Source organism: Thalassotalea fonticola, assembly GCF_032911225.1.
GTDB lineage: Bacteria > Pseudomonadota > Gammaproteobacteria > Enterobacterales > Alteromonadaceae > Thalassotalea_A > Thalassotalea_A fonticola.
Genome location: NZ_CP136600.1, coordinates 1,328,966 through 1,350,384, shown reverse-complemented (window position 1 = coordinate 1,350,384; position 21,419 = coordinate 1,328,966). Strand labels below are relative to the sequence as shown.

Genomic DNA, 21,419 nt, shown 5'->3' with positions numbered 1-21,419 from the left:
TATGTGGCAAGTATTCATTAAAGAACTAATTGAGTTATTACGCGATAGAAAGACCCTATTTTTTATCATCGCCTTGCCAATGGTAATTTTCCCTGTGGTGTTTGGTGTAATGGGCTTTTTAGGCACCAAAGCAGCCATTACCGAACAAGAAAAAATGATCCGCTATGTGTTGGTTAATGAAAGCGTAGCCCCTGAATTTGCGACCGCATTGTTTTATCATAATGATTTTAAATCAATGAAAATTGAAGTAGAAAACGAAGACGATATTATAGAAAAAATAAAAGCTGACGAGTTAGATCTAGTTATTGTGCTCAACAAAGACTTTAAAGCGCAATTTAATAATTCAGAGCCATCAGTGTGGAAGATATATTTTAATGGCTCCAATATAATCGGCGGCACTAAACGTAAAGTAGAAGAGGCTTTAGCCACCTTTAGCGAAACGTTGCAAAAAGAGATGTTGATTAACTTAGGTTTCGATGAATCACAATTTGAGGTGTTTAAAAAGCCGATAAAGTTTGAAGAAATTGATACCGCCGATGAACGTGAAAGCTTTGGTGAACAGTTAGGTGGTTTTATCCCTTATTTACTCATCCCTTTGTGTTTAACCGGTGCTATGTACCCAGCAATTGATTTAGGCGCAGGTGAAAAGGAACGAGGCACCATTGAAACCTTGCTACTTACACCCATATCACGATTTTCGCTGGTCATTGGCAAGTTCTTATGTATTTTGACCACGGCTGTTATGACAGCGCTGATAACCATTTTTAGTATGATCTTTTGGTCGTTTATTGTTGGGCAACTATTCGATGTGCAAGAAGTTTCTGAAATACTTTCATCTGTTGGTTGGTTAGATTATGGCTTGATTGTGCTGCTTTTAGTACCTGTGGCGGCCATATTTTCGGCAACCTTATTGGCCATTTCTATATACGCCAGCAGTTATAAAGAAGCGCAAAATTATATGGGGCCATTGTCAATTTTTGTGATATTTCCAGTTATTGTTGGTATGACGCCCGGTATTAGCCTTAATGCAACCTGGGCGATAGTTCCGATATCTAATGTCGCATTAGCAATTAAAGAATTACTCAAAGGCACAATTGATTATAGTTTACTGATCCCAATCTTTGCTTCAACCGGAGTTTTCGCTTTTATTTCAATACTTTTTTGCGTTTATTGGTTTAATAAAGAGTCGGTTTTATTTAGATAAGGTACATTCTCGGTAAAAATTACAAAAAAATGCTTATTTTTTCTATGTTAGCGGTAATTTTCGTGTAAAATTACCGCTTTTCTATTTTAGGGCCTTTGTGTCCACAATTAACGATACTCAACAGCGATAGATAACTCGCGCGAGGGAACATGAATTTAGATGACATTATCTTGCAGGCAGAACAAGCCGTAGCAAGCGCAGCCGATCCAGCTGCACTCGACCAAATAAGAGTTGAGTTTTTAGGTAAAAAAGGCAAATTAACTGAGCAATTAAAAGGCTTAGGTAAATTAAGTGCTGAAGAACGTCCTAAAGCGGGTCAGTTAATAAACGTAGCTAAACAACAAGTACAAAAAGCTATTCACTTAAAAGGTGAGCTTTTACGTAGTGAACAAATTAAGCAAAAATTAGCTGCTGAGTCTATTGATGTTACTCTTCCTGGTAATACTATCGAACATGGTGGTTTACACCCGGTAACGCGAACTATCGAACGTATAGAAAGCTTTTTTGGGGAATTAGGTTTTGAAGTAAAAGCCGGTCCTGAAATTGAAGATGATTTTCATAACTTTGATGCATTAAATATTCCTGATCATCACCCTGCTCGTGCTGATCACGATACGTTCTACTTTAATCCTAAATTAGTATTGCGTACGCAAACATCTGGTGTACAAATTCGTACCATGGAAACTGAAAAACCGCCATTGCGTATTATCTCTCCTGGCCGTGTATATCGTAACGATTATGACCAAACCCACACGCCAATGTTTCACCAAGTTGAAGGTTTAATGGTTGATAAAGATGTTAGCTTTACTCATTTAAAGGGTATTTTACATGACTTCTTACATAACTTTTTTGAAGAAGACTTAGAAATTCGCTTCCGTCCTTCTTATTTTCCGTTCACTGAGCCTTCAGCTGAAGTTGATGTTATGGGCAAAAACGGTAAATGGCTGGAAGTATTAGGTTGTGGCATGGTTCACCCTAATGTTTTACGCAGTGTTGGTATTGATCCTGAAGTTTATACCGGTTTTGCTTTTGGTATGGGGGTTGAGCGTTTAAGCATGTTACGTTACGGCGTTAATGACTTACGTTCATTCTTTGAAAATGATCTTCGCTTCTTAAAACAGTTCAAGTAGGAAAGCCATAAAATGAAATTTAGTGAATCTTGGTTACGTGAGTGGGTAAATCCTGCGATATCTTCAGATGAGTTAGCTCATCAAATTACCATGGCTGGCCTGGAAGTAGACGGCGTTGACCCTGTTGCCGGTGAATTTACCAACGTTGTTGTTGGTGAAGTTGTTGAATGCGGGCAACATCCTGATGCAGACAAATTGCAAGTGACCAAAGTAAATGTTGGTAATGAAGTTGTTGATATCGTTTGTGGTGCTAAAAATTGTCGCTTAGGCCTTAAAGTCGCTGTTGCTAAAGTTGGTGCAGTACTGCCTGGTAATTTTAAAATTAAAAAAGCCAAACTACGCGGCGTACCATCACACGGTATGCTTTGTAGTGAATCTGAAATTGGTTTAGCGGAAAGCTCTGATGGCATTCTTGAATTGCCAGTGGACGCGCCAATTGGCACCTGTATTCGTGAATACTTAAAGTTAAACGATGTAACAATCGATGTTGATTTAACCGCAAACCGTGGTGACTGCTTAGGTATAAAGGGCATTGCCCGCGAAGTTGGCGTACTAAACAATATTGCTGTTACTGAAGTAGAAATTACAGAGCAAGCAGCAACAATTACAGATGCCATAGACGTGAATATAGTTGCAGGGCAAGCTTGTCCTCGTTATTTAGCTCGTGTTATTAAAAATATTGATGCGCAAGCGGTTACGCCTCTTTGGATGGTTGAAAAACTTCGCCGTTGTGGCGTGCGAGCAATCGACCCTGTTGTAGACGTGACTAACTTTGTACTGTTAGAGCTTGGTCATCCAATGCACGCATTTGATTTAGCTAAAATTGACGGCGCAATCAATGTTCGTTTTGCTGATGAAAATGAAGAATTAACCTTGTTAGATGGCGTTGATGTCAAACTTTCTAAAGAAACATTAGTGATTGCCGATAACAGCAAAGCGTTAGCTATGGCGGGTATTTTTGGTGGTCAAGATTCAGGTGTAACTGAAACCACTACTGATATTTTATTAGAAAGTGCGTTCTTCGCACCACTTGCTATTTTAGGTAAAGCTCGTCAATACGGCTTACACACTGATGCATCTCATCGTTATGAGCGTGGTGTTGACCCACAATTACAGCGTCAAGCTATTGAACGTGCAACTGCATTATTATTAGATATTGTTGGTGGTGAAGCTGGTCCTGTAGTTGAAGGTATTAGTGAAGAACATATTCCTGCGCCGCGTGCGGTTACATTACGTCGTAAGAAATTAGATTCACGTATCGGTATTCATATAGAAACTGAACAAGTGACTGAAATTCTTACTCGTTTAGGTTTAACGGTTGAATTTAACGATGATGTTTGGACAGCAACCGTTCCTGCTTATCGTTTTGATATCTCAATTGAAGAAGATTTAACGGAAGAAGTTGCCCGTGTATATGGATACAACAATATTCCTAATGTTTCTCCTACCGCTAAGCTTAAAATGCGTAGCCATAAAGAAGCAAAACTGAATATTGCCAAATTCCGAAATACTCTTGTAACTCGAGGTTACCAAGAAGCAATTACTTATTCATTTGTTGATCCAAAAGTTCAATCATTGTTACATCCTGAAGAAGAGGTAATGACCTTACCACATCCAATCTCTTCTGAAATGTCAGTAATGCGTTTAAGTTTATGGACTGGCTTAATTCAATCTGTAGTAAACAATCAAAATCGTCAACAGAGTCGTGTACGTTTATTTGAGTGTGGCTTACGATTTGTTCCTGACAGCAATGCTGAAAACGGTGTACGCCAACAGGCTATGATTTCTGGTGTGATCACTGGCCTAAAAACCGGTGAACATTGGAATTTAGAAAAAGCCGCGGTAGACTTCTTTGATGCCAAAGGCGATGTGGAAGCGTTACTTGCGTTAACTGCAAATGCTAATGCCTATGAGTTTAAAGCTGCAGACATCCCGGCACTACACCCAGGACAAACAGCGGCAATTTACCGTGGCGAAGTGTTAGTTGGTTATGTTGGTACAATTCACCCTGAGCTTGAACGTAAACTTGGCTTAAATGGTCGAACTTTAGCGTTTGAGTTATTACAAAGTGAAATTTTGCAGCAAAAAATACCGCAAGCTAGTGCCATTTCTAAGTTCCCTGCGAACCGAAGAGACATCGCTGTAGTAGTGAAAAATGAAATAAATGCAAAAAAAGTGCTACAACTCATTGAAAAGGTTGGCACAAATCATTTAGTTAGCCTAGAATTATTTGATGTATACCAAGGTAAAGGTATCGAACCCGGTTTTAAGAGTCTGGCAATAGCATTAACATTGCAAGATAACGAGAGAACACTTGAAGACAAGGATATCTCGGAAGTTGTAAATACTGTGGTCGATGCATTAAAAAGCGAACTTGACGCATCACTGAGAGATTAAAAACATGGCGCTAACCAAAGCAGAAGTATCAGAACACTTATATGAAGAACTCGGTTTAAGTAAACGAGATGCCAAATTACTGGTAGAAGAGTTTTTTGAAGAGATCAGAGGAAGTTTAGAAGGTGGCGAGCAGGTTAAATTATCAGGTTTTGGTAATTTTGATTTGCGCGTTAAAAATGAACGACCAGGGCGAAACCCTAAAACAGGTGAAGATATCCCAATTTCTGCACGTAAAGTTGTAACTTTTAGACCGGGGCAAAAATTAAAAAACCGCGTTGAAGAAGCTAACAACGGTTAGTTGATATTGTTATCTTGTTGAAAAGGCTGCATTTGCAGCCTTTTTTATAACATCTGAATAAATTCAGACCAACCTGGTGTTTTAAGCTAGTTGGCATTAATTTGGTTGGCGTGAATCAATTCTCGCATTATTTCGGGGCCAGAAGCTCTTCGTCTCTCGTTTCTAGCATTCTCGTATTAAATTTTAGTTTCGATTACGCAGCTACGCTACCCGGTGTAGGTTATCGTTGCTTTTTTGCTAAATATTTAGTCATCGCTTTACCTACAGCAAAAAAAGCAAAGCTGGCAGTAACATGAGTGGCCGCACCAAAACCGCCACTACAATCTAAACGCATGGCGCCATCAGTATTTTGCTTAGCATGGCAAACGCCACCCTCGCTGGTGGGGTACATTAACTGCTCTGTTGAAAATACCGCATCAATGCCGAATTTTCGTTTTACGTTTTTAGGAAAATTAAAGTCGCGGCGTAATTGATTTTTAACTTTCGCTAACAGCGGGTCTTGGTAGGTTTTACTTAAATCGGCAATTTCAATTTTGGTTGGGTCTATTTGTCCACCGGCTCCACCAACAGTGATCATTGGCAGCTTATTACGCTTACAGTGAGCGATTAAAGAGGTTTTTACCTTCACTGAATCAATAGCATCAATTACGTAATCGAACTGATTGGTGATTAACTCAAACAAATTTTCTTGAGTAATAAAATCTTCAACTTCATTAACCACACACTCGGGGTTGATCTGTTTTATGCGTTCGCTCATCACCTCTACTTTACCTTCACCTATGGTGTCAGCTAAAGCATGAATTTGTCGATTGGTATTAGTGATACAAATATCGTCAAGATCAATTAAGGTAATTTGACCGATACCATTTCGAGCAAGAGCCTCTGCGGCCCAAGATCCAACACCACCAATGCCAATAACGCAAAAGTGTGCTTGTTGGATATGTTTAGCACCATCAACGCCATATAAGCGCTCAATACCACCAAAACGTAATTGATAATCAGACATTTAAAACCACTGTAATAATCGATAAATAAAAAACGCATTATTATACAAAAAAAACTAGGGTCAGAGTCAAATTAATTTCATAGTTTTAACCTGACTCTGACCCGAGTTTTAACGTGTTTATTTATGCCTTGATTACTTTACTGACGATATTTTTTGAATTGCCAACTAATTTTGAGGTATACGCTTTTAGGCGAAGTAATAAAACATAGGCAAGCGGTACTAGGTATAAACTGGTTATCGTTGAAAATGTAAGGCCGCCAATTATGGCAATTGCCATTGGTGCGTAAGTTGGGCCATCACCACCAACTTGAGTATTACCTAATGCCAATGGGATCAAACCTAGAATTGTGGTTGAAACGGTCATTAAAATAGGGCGAAGTCTGTCTTTACAACCTTGCATTACTGCAGCTTCTATTTCATCCCCTTTTTCAATAAGCTGATTAATCCGGTCAACCAGTACAATACCATTGTTAACCACTATCCCCATCAGAATGAGCATGCCTATCATCCCCATGACCGACATCGAACTGCCGGTTATTAAGAACGCCCAAAATACACCGACAAAAGAGAATAATAGTGAAGTGATCACAGCTGTAGGTAGTAGCAAACTTTCAAACAGCGCCGCCATAACAATATAAATCATGCAAACAGCAAGGATCATGTTTGTTGCCATGACATCTTCGGTTTCATCTTGGCGAACAAAGCTGCCATCCAGGTTGTAGTTATAGCCTGATGGTAAAGTAATGGTTGAAAGGGTTGCTTCAAGTTTTTCTTTTGCTTCGTCTAGAGTGATATCATCTAAATTGGCTTGAATGGTTATTGCGGTTTGTCGATTGTAACGGCGAATTTCACTTAATCTTGGTTTAATCGTCATTGTCGCGACATTATCAAGAGTGATCGTTTTGCCGTTATGTTCTATTACCGGCAGCTTCTTCAATTCATCTATTGATTTTTTCACTTTTAAATCATAATTAAGCCAAATATCTAGTTCACCGCTGTCACCATGACGATACGTTCTAAGCGGCTGACCGCGAAGTGCCAAAGAAATTGCACTAGAAACATCTTGCGTGCTTAAGCCATGGCGAAATGCTGCGGTTCTATCGACGCTGATCTGCATTTCTTTTTTCTGACCTTTGATATCAGACGTTACATCGGTAATGCCGTCAATATGTTCAATTAACGGGATCAGGTTATTTTTCAATTCAATTAGTACGTCGGTAGATATGCCGGTTAAACTTATTTGTACGCCGCCGCCATTGCCCTGATCAAAACCGAAGCGGGGAGTCGCTCGAACAAACTTTGGTAGGTTTTCACGAATTCTCTCTTTTAATTCATTCATTGAAATCGGTAATTCACCATCGTGTAAAATCAATGTTGTTTGTAAGCTGTGACTTGCGTAATAGCTGTACACTGAGTCAATTAGAAACTCTTCTTTGTTGCTATAAAGATAGGTTTCCATTTTGTTAATGATTTTTTCAGCGGTGTCGTAATTAAATTGATCATTTAATTCCCAGCTAATAAATAAGCGATTATCACTAAAGTTTTGCTCTTCATCCCCGGTAACAAACTGCATGGGAATAGCAACACTAAATAAAATAAGCAAGGCTATAATAGACGTCGCTATTTTATGGTGATGGGTCCAGCGGAGGCTTTTTAAGTAAAAGTGCTCAAACCGGCTGGCTTTAGCTTTATTTTGATTTGGTTTTGTTTGTGATTTTATTTTACTGGTAAGTAGCGGAATTAGTGTTTGCGCGATCAATAATGATGCAAATAACGAGATACAAATAGCAATAGCAACATGTTCTAAGAATATGGTGATATCGATTTTAGTACCAACAATATTTGGCAAAAATACGATCATCGTAGTTGCTGTTCCGGCAATTACGGCAAGAGATACTTTATTAACACCTTTCTTTGTTGCTTCGACAATGTCTGTTGTTTTTTGCTTTTCCTGAAAAATTGATTCCGTTATTACTACAGAGTTATCCACCAGCATACCAACCGCTAACAATAAGCCCATCATTGATAAAATATTCAAACTATAGCCAGCAAAGTACATGACCCCTAAGGTAATGCAAATTGAAACTGGTACAGAGAGTACGACAATCATGGTGGTAACAAAGTGGCGCAAGAATAAATACAGCACACCAACAGACAGTAGGGCACCAAGCATTCCAGCGTTTAATAAATCAGACAGCGAATCAGTTACACCTTTTGCGGTATCATCCATAATGTAAAGATTAATGCCATTAAATTGTGGGTTTTCATTCACTTGCTCAATAACTTTTAACACCTGTTTTGATACATCAACCAAATTGGCATTTGATTCTTTTAGTATATTCATACCTATCGCGTAGGTTTGATCTAAGTGCCTCCCTTCCCAGGGAATAGGCAGAGTCATTTCAACACTGGCAATATCTTTTAAACGAATGTTATCTTGTACAATTAAATTTTTAATTTCATCAATACTGCGGTACTCGCCAACAGGGTTTACCATGACCTTCTCACCGTTGTCATAAAAGTGACCGGCTGCCATGGAAAAATTATTTTCATTTAGGTTTTTGACAAGCAGCGCTCTATCAATATGCAAAGCGACTAATTTGTCAGGGTCTAAGCGAATGCTTATTTGGCGTTTATCAACACCGTATAATTCAACTTTACTTACGCCCTGTACACGTTCTAATGGCCGTTTTAAGTTTCGATCAAGCAAATCATAAGCCATTGATAAATCTTGTTCTGATGAGATCCTAAGTTGAAAAATAGGCATGTCGTTAGTATTGAACTGGTATACTAAAACTCGTTCTACATCGCGCGGTAGTAAATGGCGAATGGCGTCGACATTTTCGCGTGCTTCAATACTTTTGGCATTGATGTTTTCTTCCCAATCAAATTCTAATTGAATATCAGCACCGCCTTCATGTGAGGTAGAACGCATACTTTTAATGGCTGATATTGTTGCTAAAGACTCTTCAATTGGGCGAGTGATCAAACGTTCAACTTCAGCTGGCGAAGCATCAGGGTAGGGCACATTAATCCAAAGTTGTGGTATATCAATACCCGGAAACTTTTCCAAAGGTAGCAAGCGACTAGATACAATACCGGTAAGTAATAAAGATAGAAATATCATGATCACGGTAACTGGACGTTTTAAAGCAAAGCTTGCCAGAGTTGCGCCAACGGTTTCTTTGTTATTGGTCGGCGCTGAATTATCCTGTTGTAATGTTTCTTGTTGATTTGAACTAGGCATTGGCTTCTCCAAAACGCTTACGATCAAATAAACTGTACAACACAGGGATGAAAAACAGTGTTAACAGAGTGGCAAATAACAAACCAAAGATTACCGTGATGGCCATTGGCGCTCTAATTTCAGCGCCTTCACCAACACTTATTGCTAATGGCAGTAAACCAAGGGTTGTGGTTAACGTGGTCATCACAATTGGACGTAAGCGAGAAGTCGCTGAAGTCATAATCGCATCACCTTTAGCCATACCTGATTCTCGCAATTGGTTAATGCGATCGACTAATACAATGGCGTTGTTCACGACGATGCCGGCAAGCATGATCAAACCGATAAAAACAATGACACTCAAAGGTGTGCTGGTAATAAAGAGACCATATATAGATCCTGCCGCAGCTAATGGTACCGTGAATAAAATCAGTAAAGGATGTAATAAAGATTCAAATTGTGAAGCCATGACTAAATACACTAAAAATACTGCCAGTAATAAGGCGTAAACCAGTGATGTAAAAGATACGTCCATTTCTTCATTTTGGCCGGTAATTTTAGCGCTAACATTTAAAGGTATATTTAAGTCATCAATAATAGTTTGTACATCGGTTACCGCACCACTGATATCACCAAAAGCAAAGTTAGCAGAAATAACCGCCGCCCGTTGCTGGCTGATACGAGTGATTTCACTTGGTCCTACAGACAACCTTACATCAGCGACCGCTGACAGCGGGATCGCTTTATCACTTTGTGGATTAATAATAATTTGCTTAATATCGTTAACTGAATCTCTACTTGCTTCATCGGCGCGTACTAAAATATCTATTTTTTTATCTTTAAGAGAATATTGACTGGCAATCGAGCCACCAACTTTGGTTGCTAATAACTTTGCTACTTGTGGCGCAGTTAAACCAAGTTGGGCTAATCGTTGATGATCGAAAAATACTTTAATTTCAGGGTGACCATTTTGCAAGGATGTTTTAACGTCGATAAAGCGTTTGTTATCATTTAGCTTGTTACTAATTTTATCGCTATAACGTTTAAGCAAATCTAAATCAAACCCGGCAAGTTCAACTTCAATTGGCGGTTTAAAGCTAAATAGCTCTGGGCTGGAAAACTTCATTTGTATGCCAGGAATTGTTTGTAAATATTGGCGTAAATGAATCATCACTAACTGTTCTTCAGCTTCAGTACTACCTTGTTTTAGTACCACATTTAACCTACCCCAATAGTCACCACCCTGAGCCGGCGAGGCATTCATTAAGCTACCCGTTCCTGCTAAAGCATACGTTCGGTCAACTTGCGACAATGTAGCGGCTTCGTTGGCAAGTTTGGCTAATGTATTATCGGTTTTATCTAAAGGCGTACCTGGTTGTTGGCTAATTTCTACATAAAACTCACCTTGAGCTAGTGGAGGGATCACTTCTACATTAAGTTGTTTAATTAATGGGATAGCAGAGGTGCTCATCGCAATGATGATAACCAGTACAACAATTCGCTGGTTTAAAGCAATTGCCAGTAACGTTTGATATAAACTGGCTAAGCTATTATAAACTTTATCAAATAGCCAAAGTAGCGGACGAAAAACTTTACTTAATACTAGTTTTAAGCCTCTAAAACTAAAAGTGAATACCATAGAAATCAGTAATGGCAGATAATAAAACAAGCCTTGGAATACCCAAATTATTGGTGTGGCAAGATAGTATTTAACTTGCTGAAATTTACTTGCGTCAGGAGCTAATTGACGTTTGGTTGTAGAGTCATCATTCATCGGCGTGGGTTTAAATTCTCGCGATGACAACATTGGAATAAGGGTAAGGGCGACAACGAGCGAAGCGAGTAGGGCAAAGGTAACCGTTAAGGCTTGATCCCTAAATAATTGCCCGGCAATGCCTTCAACAAACACTAATGGGAAGAATACAGCCATTGTGGTTAATGTAGAAGCCATAATGGCCGTAGATACTTCTTTTGTTCCTAGCACTGCTGCATTTTTATTGGCGGCGCTGTCCGTAGTTTCAGCTAATTCTTTGCGTCGTGCGATGTTTTCTAAAACAACAATTGAGTTATCTACTAATAACCCTACCGCCAAAGCAATACCGCCTAAGCTCATGATATTTAGACTAATATCGTTGCCATACATTAAATTAAATGTAGCAATAACCGAAACCGGAATTGATATTGAAATGATCACTGTCGCCCAAATATTCTTTAAGAAAAAGAATAAAATCAGCATGGCCAATAAGCCGCCAATAATCGCAGCACTCTTTACTTCATTAATGGCATTGGCGATGAACCTTGATTGGTCATAAACTTTTACAAGCTCTAAGTCCTCGGGTAATTCATCAGTTAATTGGTTTACTCTATAATCTACTTTTTTGGCAACATTAACAGTATTGGCATCACCTTCTTTATATAACGCAATTTCTACTGCTTCAGCGCCATTTACGCGGGTTATTGATGTGCGTTCTTTGTGAGAATCAATCACCTTGGCAATATCAGATAAACGAATATGCTTACCATCTACACTGGTTATATACACATTGCGCATGTCATTTAAATTTTTGAATTGGTTTAGCGTACGGACTAAGTACTCTTGTGTGCCATCTTCTACCCTACCGCCTGATTGATTAATATTTTCTTGCTGTAAGCGATCGACAATAAGTTGGCTGTCGATACCAAGCTGGCTAACCTTGTGTTGGTCAATTAAAACTTGGATCTCTTTCTCTAAACCGCCGCCAAGCTTGACTGAAGCAACGCCGCTTACAGACTCAAGTTTTCTTTTTAACTCTTCATCGGCATAATCTCTTATTGATTTAAGTTTTTGTGGGTCAAAGTCTTCATTGCTTTGTTTGGTTTTTAAAGCAAAGCGAATGATCGGATCCAGGTTAGGGTTAAATCTTAGAAGTAATGGCTTTTTAACGTCTAAGGGAAGGCGTATAACATCGAGCTTTTCTCGGACCTCAAGACTTGCAAGGTCCATTTCGGTGCCCCATTCAAATTCGAGTAATACATCTGATTGACCGGCTTTTGAAATAGATTGGACATTGCGCACACCTTTAACAATACCGACAACTTCTTCAATAGGTTTAGTGACCAACTGTTCAACTTCACCTGGCGCTGCGCCGATATAATCGGTACGAATTGTTAGCGTAGGGTAAGACAGTTCAGGTAATAAATTTACTGATAACTTTGATAAGCTCACCATACCAAATAATAATACAGCAAACGTAAACATCCACACAGTTACCGGCCTTTTAACCGCAACATTAACCACATTCATAGCAATTTCCTTGATCTATATTTCTGTTTTTATAGTTTTTATTGATTTAATTAGTATAAGTAAATTGCTTAAATAGCTTCAATGACTTGAATTACAGCTTGATCTTTTAAGTTGTTTTGACCGGTAGTTACTACTTGTGCATCTAGGGCCAAACCATCAATGATCTCAACAAATGATTCATCTTCATAACCCAGAGTAACTACAGTTTTATGAGCTTTATTATCAGTAATGGTAAATACCGTGTGTTTGTTGTCCATAGATATCAGCGCTTTTTTAGGTAAAAGCTTAGTATTGTTATGCACGTCATAAACAAGCTTAACTTGGGCAAACATACCAGCTTTTAGGGTATTGTCAGAATTCTCAACTTTAAGTATTACGCTAAAGGTACCGGTATTTGAATCAACAACGGGGCTGATACGCTCAACATGAGCAATTACTTGTTTATTTGGAAATGCAGTAAAACTAAGTTTTGCTGGTTGGTTTAAGCGCAATTTACTTAATTCTTGCTCTGGTAAATTTACCTTACTTTCTAATACTTGTAGTTTAACGATATGAAACAGCTTTTGGCTTTGGTATTGCTCGACTAGATTGCCTTCTTTTACATAACGTTTTGAAATATATCCTGAAATTGGGGCCACTATTTTTGTTTCTTTTAAATCTAACTCGGCAATTTTTACATTTGATTTTGCTATTTCATATTGCCATTTTAATTTGTCTAACGTGTCAGTACTTACTAGCTTTTGGCTATGTACTTTATTAATCCTGGCTAATTCTAATTGCAAGCTTGAAAGCTCAGCTCTGGCTTTTTCTGCTCTTAGTTGAAAACGCTCTGGCTCAATCTCTGCAAGTAACTCTCCTGCCTCAACAAACTGTCCTTCTTCTACATAAAGTTTTTCTAAAATGCCAGAAGCTTTAGAAATGACTTCCGCTTCTTCTTTAGGCTCTAATACGGTAGTGGTTACATAATTAGAGCTAATATCGCCACTTTCAACTACTGCAACTTCTACAGGAATGGCAATTACTTCGACTGGCTTTTCTTCGGCCACGGCTTCGGCATTATTACAACCCGTTAAAAACATTGAAGAAGACAGCATTGTTGCTGCCAGAAGAGCTGCTTTTAATTTAAATTGAGTAGATTTCATCACTTTATACCTTATATATTGAGATCCCGTATCAAGTACGGGACGACAAAAATCGTTTTATCTGAATCTAGTACTGCATTGAGTGTGCCAACTCTAAAATAAAGATTTAAGTTGTTATTTTTCAGTATGTTAGATTTTTTATTAATTTAGGTATATTTTAAATGCTTTGAGATGTTAGTTAAATTTACAATATGTTAGCAAATATAACTAAATGTTAACAAAATGTTAAAAATCCATATTTTTCATACGGTTATAACTGAAAAGCAGAGTGTAAGAAATTGTGTTTTTACCGATGAACAAAAAGTGGCTGTATCGTCTGTACTTTAGGGGCTCTGGCAGAGGCTTGTGTAATGTACTTGGCGATTGTCATCTTGTAGACGATGGTTGTGTTCTATGTAGGAGGCTGTCATCTTACTCTGGAAGAGAGTGTTCTGTACTCGAAAGTAGTCATCCTGTATTTGATACCGGATTTTTATAAATTTTCTTAACGATTATTTCTGCGTTTTTCACGCTGTTGCTTAATGTCCTCTTCTCTGCGTTCGCCCGCTCTAGGAAGTGTTTCTTGCAAGTCGTTTAGACTTTTTTTACGAATAGGTTTAGCACTTTTTTGTAGCATTGATAAATTACCAATAATTGTGGCAATAACCGCTACTATAATGGCGATGATAATCCAAGAGTCCATATTAAGGTGTTCCTACATTGGTAATGTATCGTTTATAGATAATGTCTAACATTGCTAAAACATCAGATTTATTCAATATTTCACTTTCATTTAAACATTTTTTAAGTAAATCGAGTGTTAGTTGTTCGGCGAATAAACTCGCTAATGGTTGATACGAAATATGCCAAGGCTCAGCAGCAACCCCACCGCGGTATAAATCATAGGGCCGATAAAAGCCGAAATCCTGCATATTTTCATCCAGCCACTTGCTTAACTTTGCTTGTGGTCCAGACTTTTCATATTCCCATGGCTCCAACTGCAGTGGTTTATCATTGAGAAGATTTGGGTCGTATACATCAATATCTGTACCCCAATGGTGACGACTGGCCCCAGGCAATGCTGAAAATAGTAAAATACTGGTTATTTGTTCAATCTTGGTTAAGCGCGAAAGGTCTAACACTTGATTGTGAATATCTAAAACATTACGTTGACCAGATAACTTGCCATTAAATATAGCAAGTTGCTGGCTAAATGAACGATAACCGCTAGCAATTTGTAGATTCAAGCCACTTTTTAAAGCCGCTTGTTGCAGCTTTAAAAATGCGATAACCATTGCCTGATGTACACCTAACTTATCATTAAAGTAGTGTATATGTTCATCGGTACAGCCTGTCACGCTGGCATTGGATATCGTTACTTGCATAGGTTAAATAATGCCCTAATCAGTTAATAATTTCTTCATGATCAAGTAGTACATTTCGACTAAGTCTTCTAAGTCCTGACAATTTACACTTTCATTCACTTTGTGAATGGTTGCATTAGTAGGTCCAAGTTCAACTACTTGTGCACCTGTTGGGGCAATAAAACGGCCATCTGATGTGCCACCAGCGGTAGATGGCGTACAGTCTACGCCATTGGCTTCTTTAATAGAATCAACCACAGCAGATAACAACTTACCTTCACCTGTTATGAACGGTTTGCCATTAAAGGTCCATTTTATTTCATAGTTGAGCTGGTGCTTATCTAAAATATCGGTTACTCGCTTAATAATAATATCATCATTAATTTCAGTGCTGTAACGTAAGTTAAAAATAGCATGTAACTCACCCGGTACTACATTGGTTGCGCCGGTACCTGAGTTTACATTGGATAATTGAAAACTCGTTGGTGGAAAATATTGATTACCATCGTCCCAATGCTCAGTGCTTAACTCGGTTAAAGCAGGCGTTGCCAGGTGAATAGGATTTTTAACTAAATGCGGGTAGGCGACATGGCCTTGAATACCATGAACAATTAAGTCACCAGTAATTGAGCCCCTACGGCCATTTTTAACTATATCACCGGCTTTGTCTGTACTAGATGGTTCACCAACAATACACCAATCAATTTTTTCATTACGCGCTTCTAAAGTATCAATGACTCGAGTTGTACCATTAATAAATGGGCCTTCTTCATCAGATGTTATTAAATAAGCAATAGAGCCTTTATGATCCGGGTAATCTTTTACAAAACGTTCAGTGGCAACGATCATTGCTGCAAGAGAGCCTTTCATATCGGCAGCGCCACGACCATATAACCAACCATCTTTTATTGTTGGCTCAAAAGCAGGGGTGTGCCATTTTGAATCCGGTCCCGCTGGTACAACATCGGTATGACCGGCAAAACAAAACACCGGGTGCTCAGTACCGCGTCTTGCCCACATGTTGGTGGTATCTTCAAACACCATAGATTCATTGTTAAAACCAGCAGCAGTTAGCCTTTTGGCCATTAATTCCTGACAACCTTCATCTAAAGGCGTTACTGATTTTCTTGAAATTAAATCTTTAGTTAATTCGATCACTGCTGATGTATTAGTCATTGATAAAAATCTCTTCATATTGAGCTGGTTTAAAGCCTAAATGCAATTGGGCATTAATTTCTAAGAGCGGTCGTTTTAGTAAGGTCGGTTGTTCTAAAACCGTTTTCTTAGCTATATCAGCGGTTAAATTATTCTTTACTTCATCACTTAAACTACGAAAAGTTGTGCTGCGTTTGTTGATTAATAAATCCCAAGTCGATTTAGCAGCAATGCTGTCTAACAATGTTTCATCTAAGCCATCTTTTCTTAAGTCATGAAATTGATAGCTTATATTGTTTTTATCTAACCATGATTTGGCTTTTTTAACCGTATCGCAATTATGGATACCATAAAGAATTGTCATTATTGTTCTCTTAATTATTTGTTCTAAATTTCAGTATTAAATTGGCTAATCATTAATTATAAGGTAATCATTTGCTCTTAAAGAATTTACTGCTTTTTTTAGTCTTTCTTGTTTTACCAAGATGTAATCAGTATCAAAAGTAGATATGGCAAAAATACTAATTTCTTTTTCAGCTAATACGCCGGCAATATTTGATAAAATTCCTGTTAATGAAAACCCCAAAGGACCCAATACTTCCAGCGCGCGCCAGTTTGATTCGCTTTCTAGACTGTCCAAATGAATATTTTCAGGTACAACAATTGATAGTTCGTCATAAGTTTTACTAATAAAATACACTTTCGCAGAAAAGACATTGCTTGGTACCTCACTTTCGGGAGTGAAGCTGTGAATGGTAAATAACTCATCTAATATTTGCAGAGTTTGCTTGGTCATTAACGTTTCATTGGTGCTTTATAGATTGACTTTACTATACCGCAGCGGACTTACTATTGGTATAAAAAGTAAAGTGATAATCAATAAAATTTAGCTATATCTTAATATTTATTGCATAACTAGCAATAATTAACGCTTAAATGATGAATATAGACAAACTTTATTTAATAACCTATAAATGATTATCCACAGAAGGTGTGGGTAATTGTGTGTATAAGCTTTTACTATAGTTGTAACGCCATGTATTTATTGAATAAAATAAACCTGTTCGAAAAGTAACCTTTGCTTGATGTTGGTTGTTATTTGTACAGCTTGTTATATTTGCTGTTAGTAATGAAATACTCATTTAAAGGCTATTAATGTATATTAACTCTTATTAATTATCTCAGAATAGAGTGATAAAATGATCTTTTTAGCGACTATAACTAGCTGATTTTCTCTCAATAAAAATTATTAGATAAATTTTGTAACGTTTTCAATGTATATATTTTCAAATTATTATTCAGATATGTGTTATCTTTATAGTGTTACTCTTATAGAATAGAAATCATGCAGCAAACCTTATTAGAGCAAGTGAGACAAGGGCGTCTATACGTAAACCTTTGGCCACAACGCCCAGAACTCATTCAATATTTTTCTGAATACAGAGCGGTATTAGTCAGTCGTTTCGTACTTAAACACGGTGCGGCATTGGCGCTGTTAGCTTTTTTAATGCCAATATTGTTTATCGGCATTGAACAGTTGAAACAATCAATCGTATACTCGTTATTTATCGGCTCTTTGCCGGTGCAAGCATTGTTTTTAATGAATAAGAAATCAAAAGAGAAACTGCCTCTATCTTTGGCAAATTGGTATAAAAGCGGCGTGGAAAGGCTTAAAGCTCAGAATAATGAAAGTGAGCTTGTAGTTAATAACCCTAGCTTTCTAGATTTAGCCAAATTATTAAATATTAGCTATTCGCAAAAATAACCACGGGCAGCCTCATCTACTTACAGAAAACAAGTTAATTTCAAACTAGTAAACACTGGCTGAACAATTAACCATTAACCATTTACTGAACTTGCTTCAGTATCTACTCAGCATAGACCCAGAAATAAATTCAGGGAATGGCGTTAGAGTTAACCCAGAAATAAATTCAGGGAATGGCGTTAGAGTTAACCCAGAAATAAATTCAGGGGTGGAGTTGTAAAAACAACTACAACGCCCAAAATAAATTACAACTTCCTGAACCAACTACTTCTACTTCCTGAACTTGTTTCAGGAACTTTATGCCTTTTTATAAATCCTCACCATAAAATCAACCTGACATTTAAAGTCATTTGCCTGCTTGAGTGCATTCGTTAATTGCTCTGACGTTTTAAAGGCGAAAGGCGTCATTGCCAGTAATGTTAACGCTTGCTCACCATGCTCAAAATTCATTTCATAATTAAGGTTTTCTTCCTTGAGAAGTTCAAAGCCATCAAGCTGTTGTTTTTCAATATTATGATATTTCGGTGTTTGATAAATCATTTGCTTTAATTCCCACAAATGCTTTGCACCTGGTGTAACTGTAAGCAAGTAGCCTTCATTTTGGAGTAATCGACTAAATTCTTCCGTTTTTATCGGCGCGTAAATTGAAAACAGCCAGTCAAAAAATCCATCAACAAAAGGCAGTTGGGCTATAGAACCGACACTGAAATTACATTGTTGGTATTTTTTAGCGGCAATTTTAACTGCGTTTTTCGCAATATCTACACCATAGACCTGATGTTTATCAGTTTTGTGAGCATTGGTATAATAACCTTCACCGCAGCCTGCATCTAATATATTACCCGTAGCAATATATTGATTTTTCAGTTCAATTAAACGGTCTCGTAATGGCTGATAATATCCTGATTCGAGAAAGGTCCGACGCGCTGTTACCATTTCTTTGTTATCACCGGGATCTTTAGAATGCTTGTGCTGTACAGGTAATAAGTTTACATAACCTTCTTTAGCTTGATCAAAGCTGTGATTATTCGCGCAGCGAAAACTCTTGTTATCAAGAGTTAATGCTTGCTGGCAAATAGGACAACGGTACTGGCTATTATTCGTCATGATATTTATTTGAATGTTGACCAAATTGGCGCATGATCAGACGGCTTTTCAATACCGCGCAGCTCATAATCGATATCAGATTCAATGCAAGTAGCGGCAAGATCATGAGTAGCCAAAACTACATCAATGCGCAGACCACGATTATCATCAAACCCACGAGAGCGATAATCAAACCAAGAGTATTTCTCTTTTGTGTCTGGATATAGCTCTCTAAAGGTATCTTTAAAGCCCCAATTTAATAGAGTTGCTAACCATTCACGTTCTTCTGGTTGAAAACTACATTTACCAGTTTTTAGCCAACGCTTTTGATTGGGGGCGCCAATACCAATATCTAAATCAATAGGAGATATGTTAATATCGCCCATTACTATAATGTTTTCTTCAGGGGAGTGATGCTTATCTAAATAACTCATTAAGTCTTTATAAAACTGACGTTTATAAGGGTATTTAGTTTCATGAGAAATATTATCGCCTTGCGGAAAATAACCGTTTAAAACTGTTACTTCTTCACCCTTGTCATTTGTAGTCTTCACCATGATCATACGCTTTTGCATATCATCATTATCACTTGGGAAACCTTTTTGCACTGAAATAGGCTCTTTCTTACAAAGCATGGCAACGCCATAATGGGCTTTTTGACCATGAAAATACACGTGATAGCCCATAGCTTCTACGTCAGCTAAAGGAAATGCTTCGTCATGAACTTTGATTTCTTGCAGGCCAATAACGTCAGGTTGATGCTTATCGATTATTGCTTGTAATTGGTGTAAACGAGCGCGCAGGCCGTTTATGTTAAACGAGATAACTTTCATTTTAATAGTCTTTATTATTTAATAATCTGCCTATGCTAACAGAACTTAGCTCAGGCTTGTACGTTGTTGTTCGCCGATTTTTACATCAGGTTTTTTTAGTGGCATTATCTGCCCAAGAAAAATGTAATAGCGAAATTGCTATTAACATTAATAAACCACCAAACATGATGGAATACACACTGCCATATAATGAAATAATACTGCCAATTATTGCCATTAATACGTTAGATAAACTGAACGTTGTGGTGATTAATCCCATTAATTTTCCTTGACTAACATCGGCAAATTGTTCAGAGGCAAAAATAGGCAGCATCGCATTATAAATTGCAATTAATATTCCAATAAACACATAGCCAAACCAACTGCTACTTTCTGTAAATAGATAGTGGGAAAACATCATTAGGGCAAAACAAAACATCGATATTTTAGACGCTTTAACTAATCCATATTTAGCTTTAACTATAGGTAATAGGTAAATACTGCTTAGGATCATTGCTGTAGTTAAAATTGCGGTTATAAAGCCGATGTTAGGGCCTGAAAAGTTAAAGCTTTCTACCAACCATAACGGGTAAAACTCATAATATGCATTAGTGGCTAGTGTTGAAAAGAGAAATACATAAAACAGGCGCCTGATTGGTTTATGCTTTAACAAGGTAAATGAATTATTTTGATAAAGCATCCGTCTAATGGAGAGGTGTGCATGTTGGTCAGTGTCTTTACTACGATTACTCTCTCCTAAATAGAAGTTCACAACAACAATGGCAAAGACCATAGCCACAGCTGCAACTAGAAAAGCAAGGTAAGCGCCATAAGGCTGTAATAGTCCGCCGATAAGAGGGCCCAGTAGCCAGCCTGCATATGTAGTTGCACTTACCAAAGAGTAATTTCTGGTTTTATCTAAAGGCGGTGACAAATCAATTGCAATTGCTTTGGCAATAGCAATGTTACCTTCACTAATGCCGGTGATAAACCTTGTTAGTGCAAATAACAGATAATTTTCACTTAGCAATGCCCACACGGAAAATAGATAACCTATGGTACTAAAAATTAAGGTAATAACTAATACTTTACGTCGGCCGTAAACATCAGACGCTGCACCAATGAAAGAGCTGCCTATTAATATGCCAAGAGGGTAAATTGCTAATAAAAATCCCAGCAAAATTTTTGGTTCAATACCGCCAAAAGTGGTGAAACCATTGACTTCATTTAGAAATAAAGGCGCTAAAATAGGGTATGGCAAGGCAATACCTGCACAACTTAATAAAACAATTAACAGCAGAGTATATAAAGAGTTTTTTGCTTGTTGTTCAGTCATAGCACGCATTGTAGCTGTTATTTTTAGCTATTTTAACCTTGAAAATTGAGTCTATACAGAAAAAAAACAAAAAAAATCACTTTTTAATTTAGTCTTTATAAATCAATTAACTAAAATGTAACCAAGAGCAAATCTTATACACGGTAGTGACGTTTTTTTAACCATTTAAAATTACCTTTGTAATTAGATTGTAAACACGGGTATTGATTTGTTATCAAAAAAATAAAAAAAACGTT

The 21,419-nt window shown here is 37.6% G+C and carries 17 protein-coding genes; 5 read left to right on the top strand and 12 right to left on the bottom strand.

Annotated features, from left to right (window positions below):
* Position 1: 1 nt before the first annotated feature.
* The 4 genes from RI844_RS05570 to ihfA all read left to right on the top strand — a co-directional run bounded on the left by RI844_RS05570 (position 2) and on the right by ihfA (position 5,029).
* The gene (locus tag RI844_RS05570; protein ID WP_348397454.1) at positions 2-1,204 is read left to right on the top strand and encodes an ABC transporter permease; all 1,203 of its coding nucleotides are present in this window, start codon (positions 2-4) and stop codon (positions 1,202-1,204) included.
* Positions 1,205-1,353: 149 nt separating this feature from the next.
* Positions 1,354-2,334, top strand: a complete 981-nt coding sequence (gene pheS, locus RI844_RS05565; RefSeq protein ID WP_348397453.1) for a phenylalanine--tRNA ligase subunit alpha — start codon at positions 1,354-1,356, stop codon at positions 2,332-2,334.
* A 12-nt stretch (positions 2,335-2,346) separates the two neighbouring features.
* A complete protein-coding gene (gene pheT / locus RI844_RS05560) occupies positions 2,347-4,731 on the top strand; it encodes a phenylalanine--tRNA ligase subunit beta (RefSeq protein WP_348397452.1) in 2,385 nt (794 codons plus the stop codon).
* 4 nt (positions 4,732-4,735) lie between these two features.
* Positions 4,736-5,029: an integration host factor subunit alpha gene (ihfA, locus tag RI844_RS05555; RefSeq protein WP_348397451.1), complete on the top strand. Its 294-nt coding sequence runs from the start codon at positions 4,736-4,738 to the stop codon at positions 5,027-5,029.
* A 220-nt stretch (positions 5,030-5,249) separates the two neighbouring features.
* Here ihfA and tcdA read toward each other — a convergent pair whose 3' ends face one another.
* The 9 genes from tcdA to RI844_RS05510 form a co-directional block, all read right to left on the bottom strand.
* Positions 5,250-6,035, bottom strand: coding sequence for a tRNA cyclic N6-threonylcarbamoyladenosine(37) synthase TcdA (tcdA, locus tag RI844_RS05550; protein WP_348397450.1), 786 nt, complete (start codon positions 6,033-6,035; stop codon positions 5,250-5,252).
* Between the two features lie 121 nt (positions 6,036-6,156).
* Entirely contained in the window at positions 6,157-9,282 is a 3,126-nt protein-coding gene (locus tag RI844_RS05545) for an efflux RND transporter permease subunit (protein WP_348397449.1), read from the bottom strand.
* Positions 9,275-12,544 (bottom strand): efflux RND transporter permease subunit, encoded by a 3,270-nt coding sequence (locus RI844_RS05540; protein ID WP_348397448.1) that lies wholly within the window; start codon positions 12,542-12,544, stop codon positions 9,275-9,277. The genes RI844_RS05545 and RI844_RS05540 overlap by 8 nt, the downstream gene beginning before the upstream one ends.
* Positions 12,545-12,612: 68 nt before the next feature.
* Positions 12,613-13,686, bottom strand: coding sequence for an efflux RND transporter periplasmic adaptor subunit (locus RI844_RS05535; protein WP_348398322.1), 1,074 nt, complete (start codon positions 13,684-13,686; stop codon positions 12,613-12,615).
* Positions 13,687-14,170: 484 nt separating this feature from the next.
* Positions 14,171-14,368 (bottom strand): hypothetical protein, encoded by a 198-nt coding sequence (locus RI844_RS05530; RefSeq protein ID WP_348397447.1) that lies wholly within the window; start codon positions 14,366-14,368, stop codon positions 14,171-14,173.
* Position 14,369: 1 nt separating this feature from the next.
* Positions 14,370-15,050 (bottom strand): M15 family metallopeptidase, encoded by a 681-nt coding sequence (locus RI844_RS05525; RefSeq protein WP_348397446.1) that lies wholly within the window; start codon positions 15,048-15,050, stop codon positions 14,370-14,372.
* Positions 15,051-15,065: 15 nt separating this feature from the next.
* Positions 15,066-16,223, bottom strand: a complete 1,158-nt coding sequence (gene dapE, locus RI844_RS05520; protein WP_405054459.1) for a succinyl-diaminopimelate desuccinylase — start codon at positions 16,221-16,223, stop codon at positions 15,066-15,068.
* Entirely contained in the window at positions 16,198-16,548 is a 351-nt protein-coding gene (locus RI844_RS05515; protein WP_348397444.1) for an ArsC family reductase, read from the bottom strand. The genes dapE and RI844_RS05515 overlap by 26 nt, the downstream gene beginning before the upstream one ends.
* A gap of 45 nt (positions 16,549-16,593) precedes the next feature.
* The gene (locus tag RI844_RS05510; RefSeq protein WP_348397443.1) at positions 16,594-16,980 is read right to left on the bottom strand and encodes an ACT domain-containing protein; all 387 of its coding nucleotides are present in this window, start codon (positions 16,978-16,980) and stop codon (positions 16,594-16,596) included.
* A 549-nt stretch (positions 16,981-17,529) separates the two neighbouring features.
* Between RI844_RS05510 and yfbV the strand changes: the two genes are divergently transcribed.
* The gene (gene yfbV, locus RI844_RS05505; RefSeq protein WP_348397442.1) at positions 17,530-17,949 is read left to right on the top strand and encodes a terminus macrodomain insulation protein YfbV; all 420 of its coding nucleotides are present in this window, start codon (positions 17,530-17,532) and stop codon (positions 17,947-17,949) included.
* 297 nt (positions 17,950-18,246) lie between these two features.
* On the opposite strand, the gene rlmA is transcribed toward yfbV, so the two are convergent.
* From rlmA to RI844_RS05490, 3 genes are all read right to left on the bottom strand, one after another.
* On the bottom strand, positions 18,247-19,056 hold the full coding sequence (rlmA, locus tag RI844_RS05500) for a 23S rRNA (guanine(745)-N(1))-methyltransferase (RefSeq protein ID WP_348397441.1): 810 nt from the start codon (positions 19,054-19,056) through the stop codon (positions 18,247-18,249).
* A gap of 5 nt (positions 19,057-19,061) precedes the next feature.
* Positions 19,062-19,868, bottom strand: a complete 807-nt coding sequence (gene xthA, locus RI844_RS05495) for an exodeoxyribonuclease III (protein WP_348397440.1) — start codon at positions 19,866-19,868, stop codon at positions 19,062-19,064.
* Between the two features lie 85 nt (positions 19,869-19,953).
* Positions 19,954-21,183 carry an MFS transporter gene (locus RI844_RS05490; RefSeq protein ID WP_348397439.1) on the bottom strand — a complete coding sequence of 410 codons (1,230 nt, stop codon included), beginning with the start codon at positions 21,181-21,183 and terminating at the stop codon, positions 19,954-19,956.
* Between the last annotated feature and the right edge of the window lie 236 nt (positions 21,184-21,419).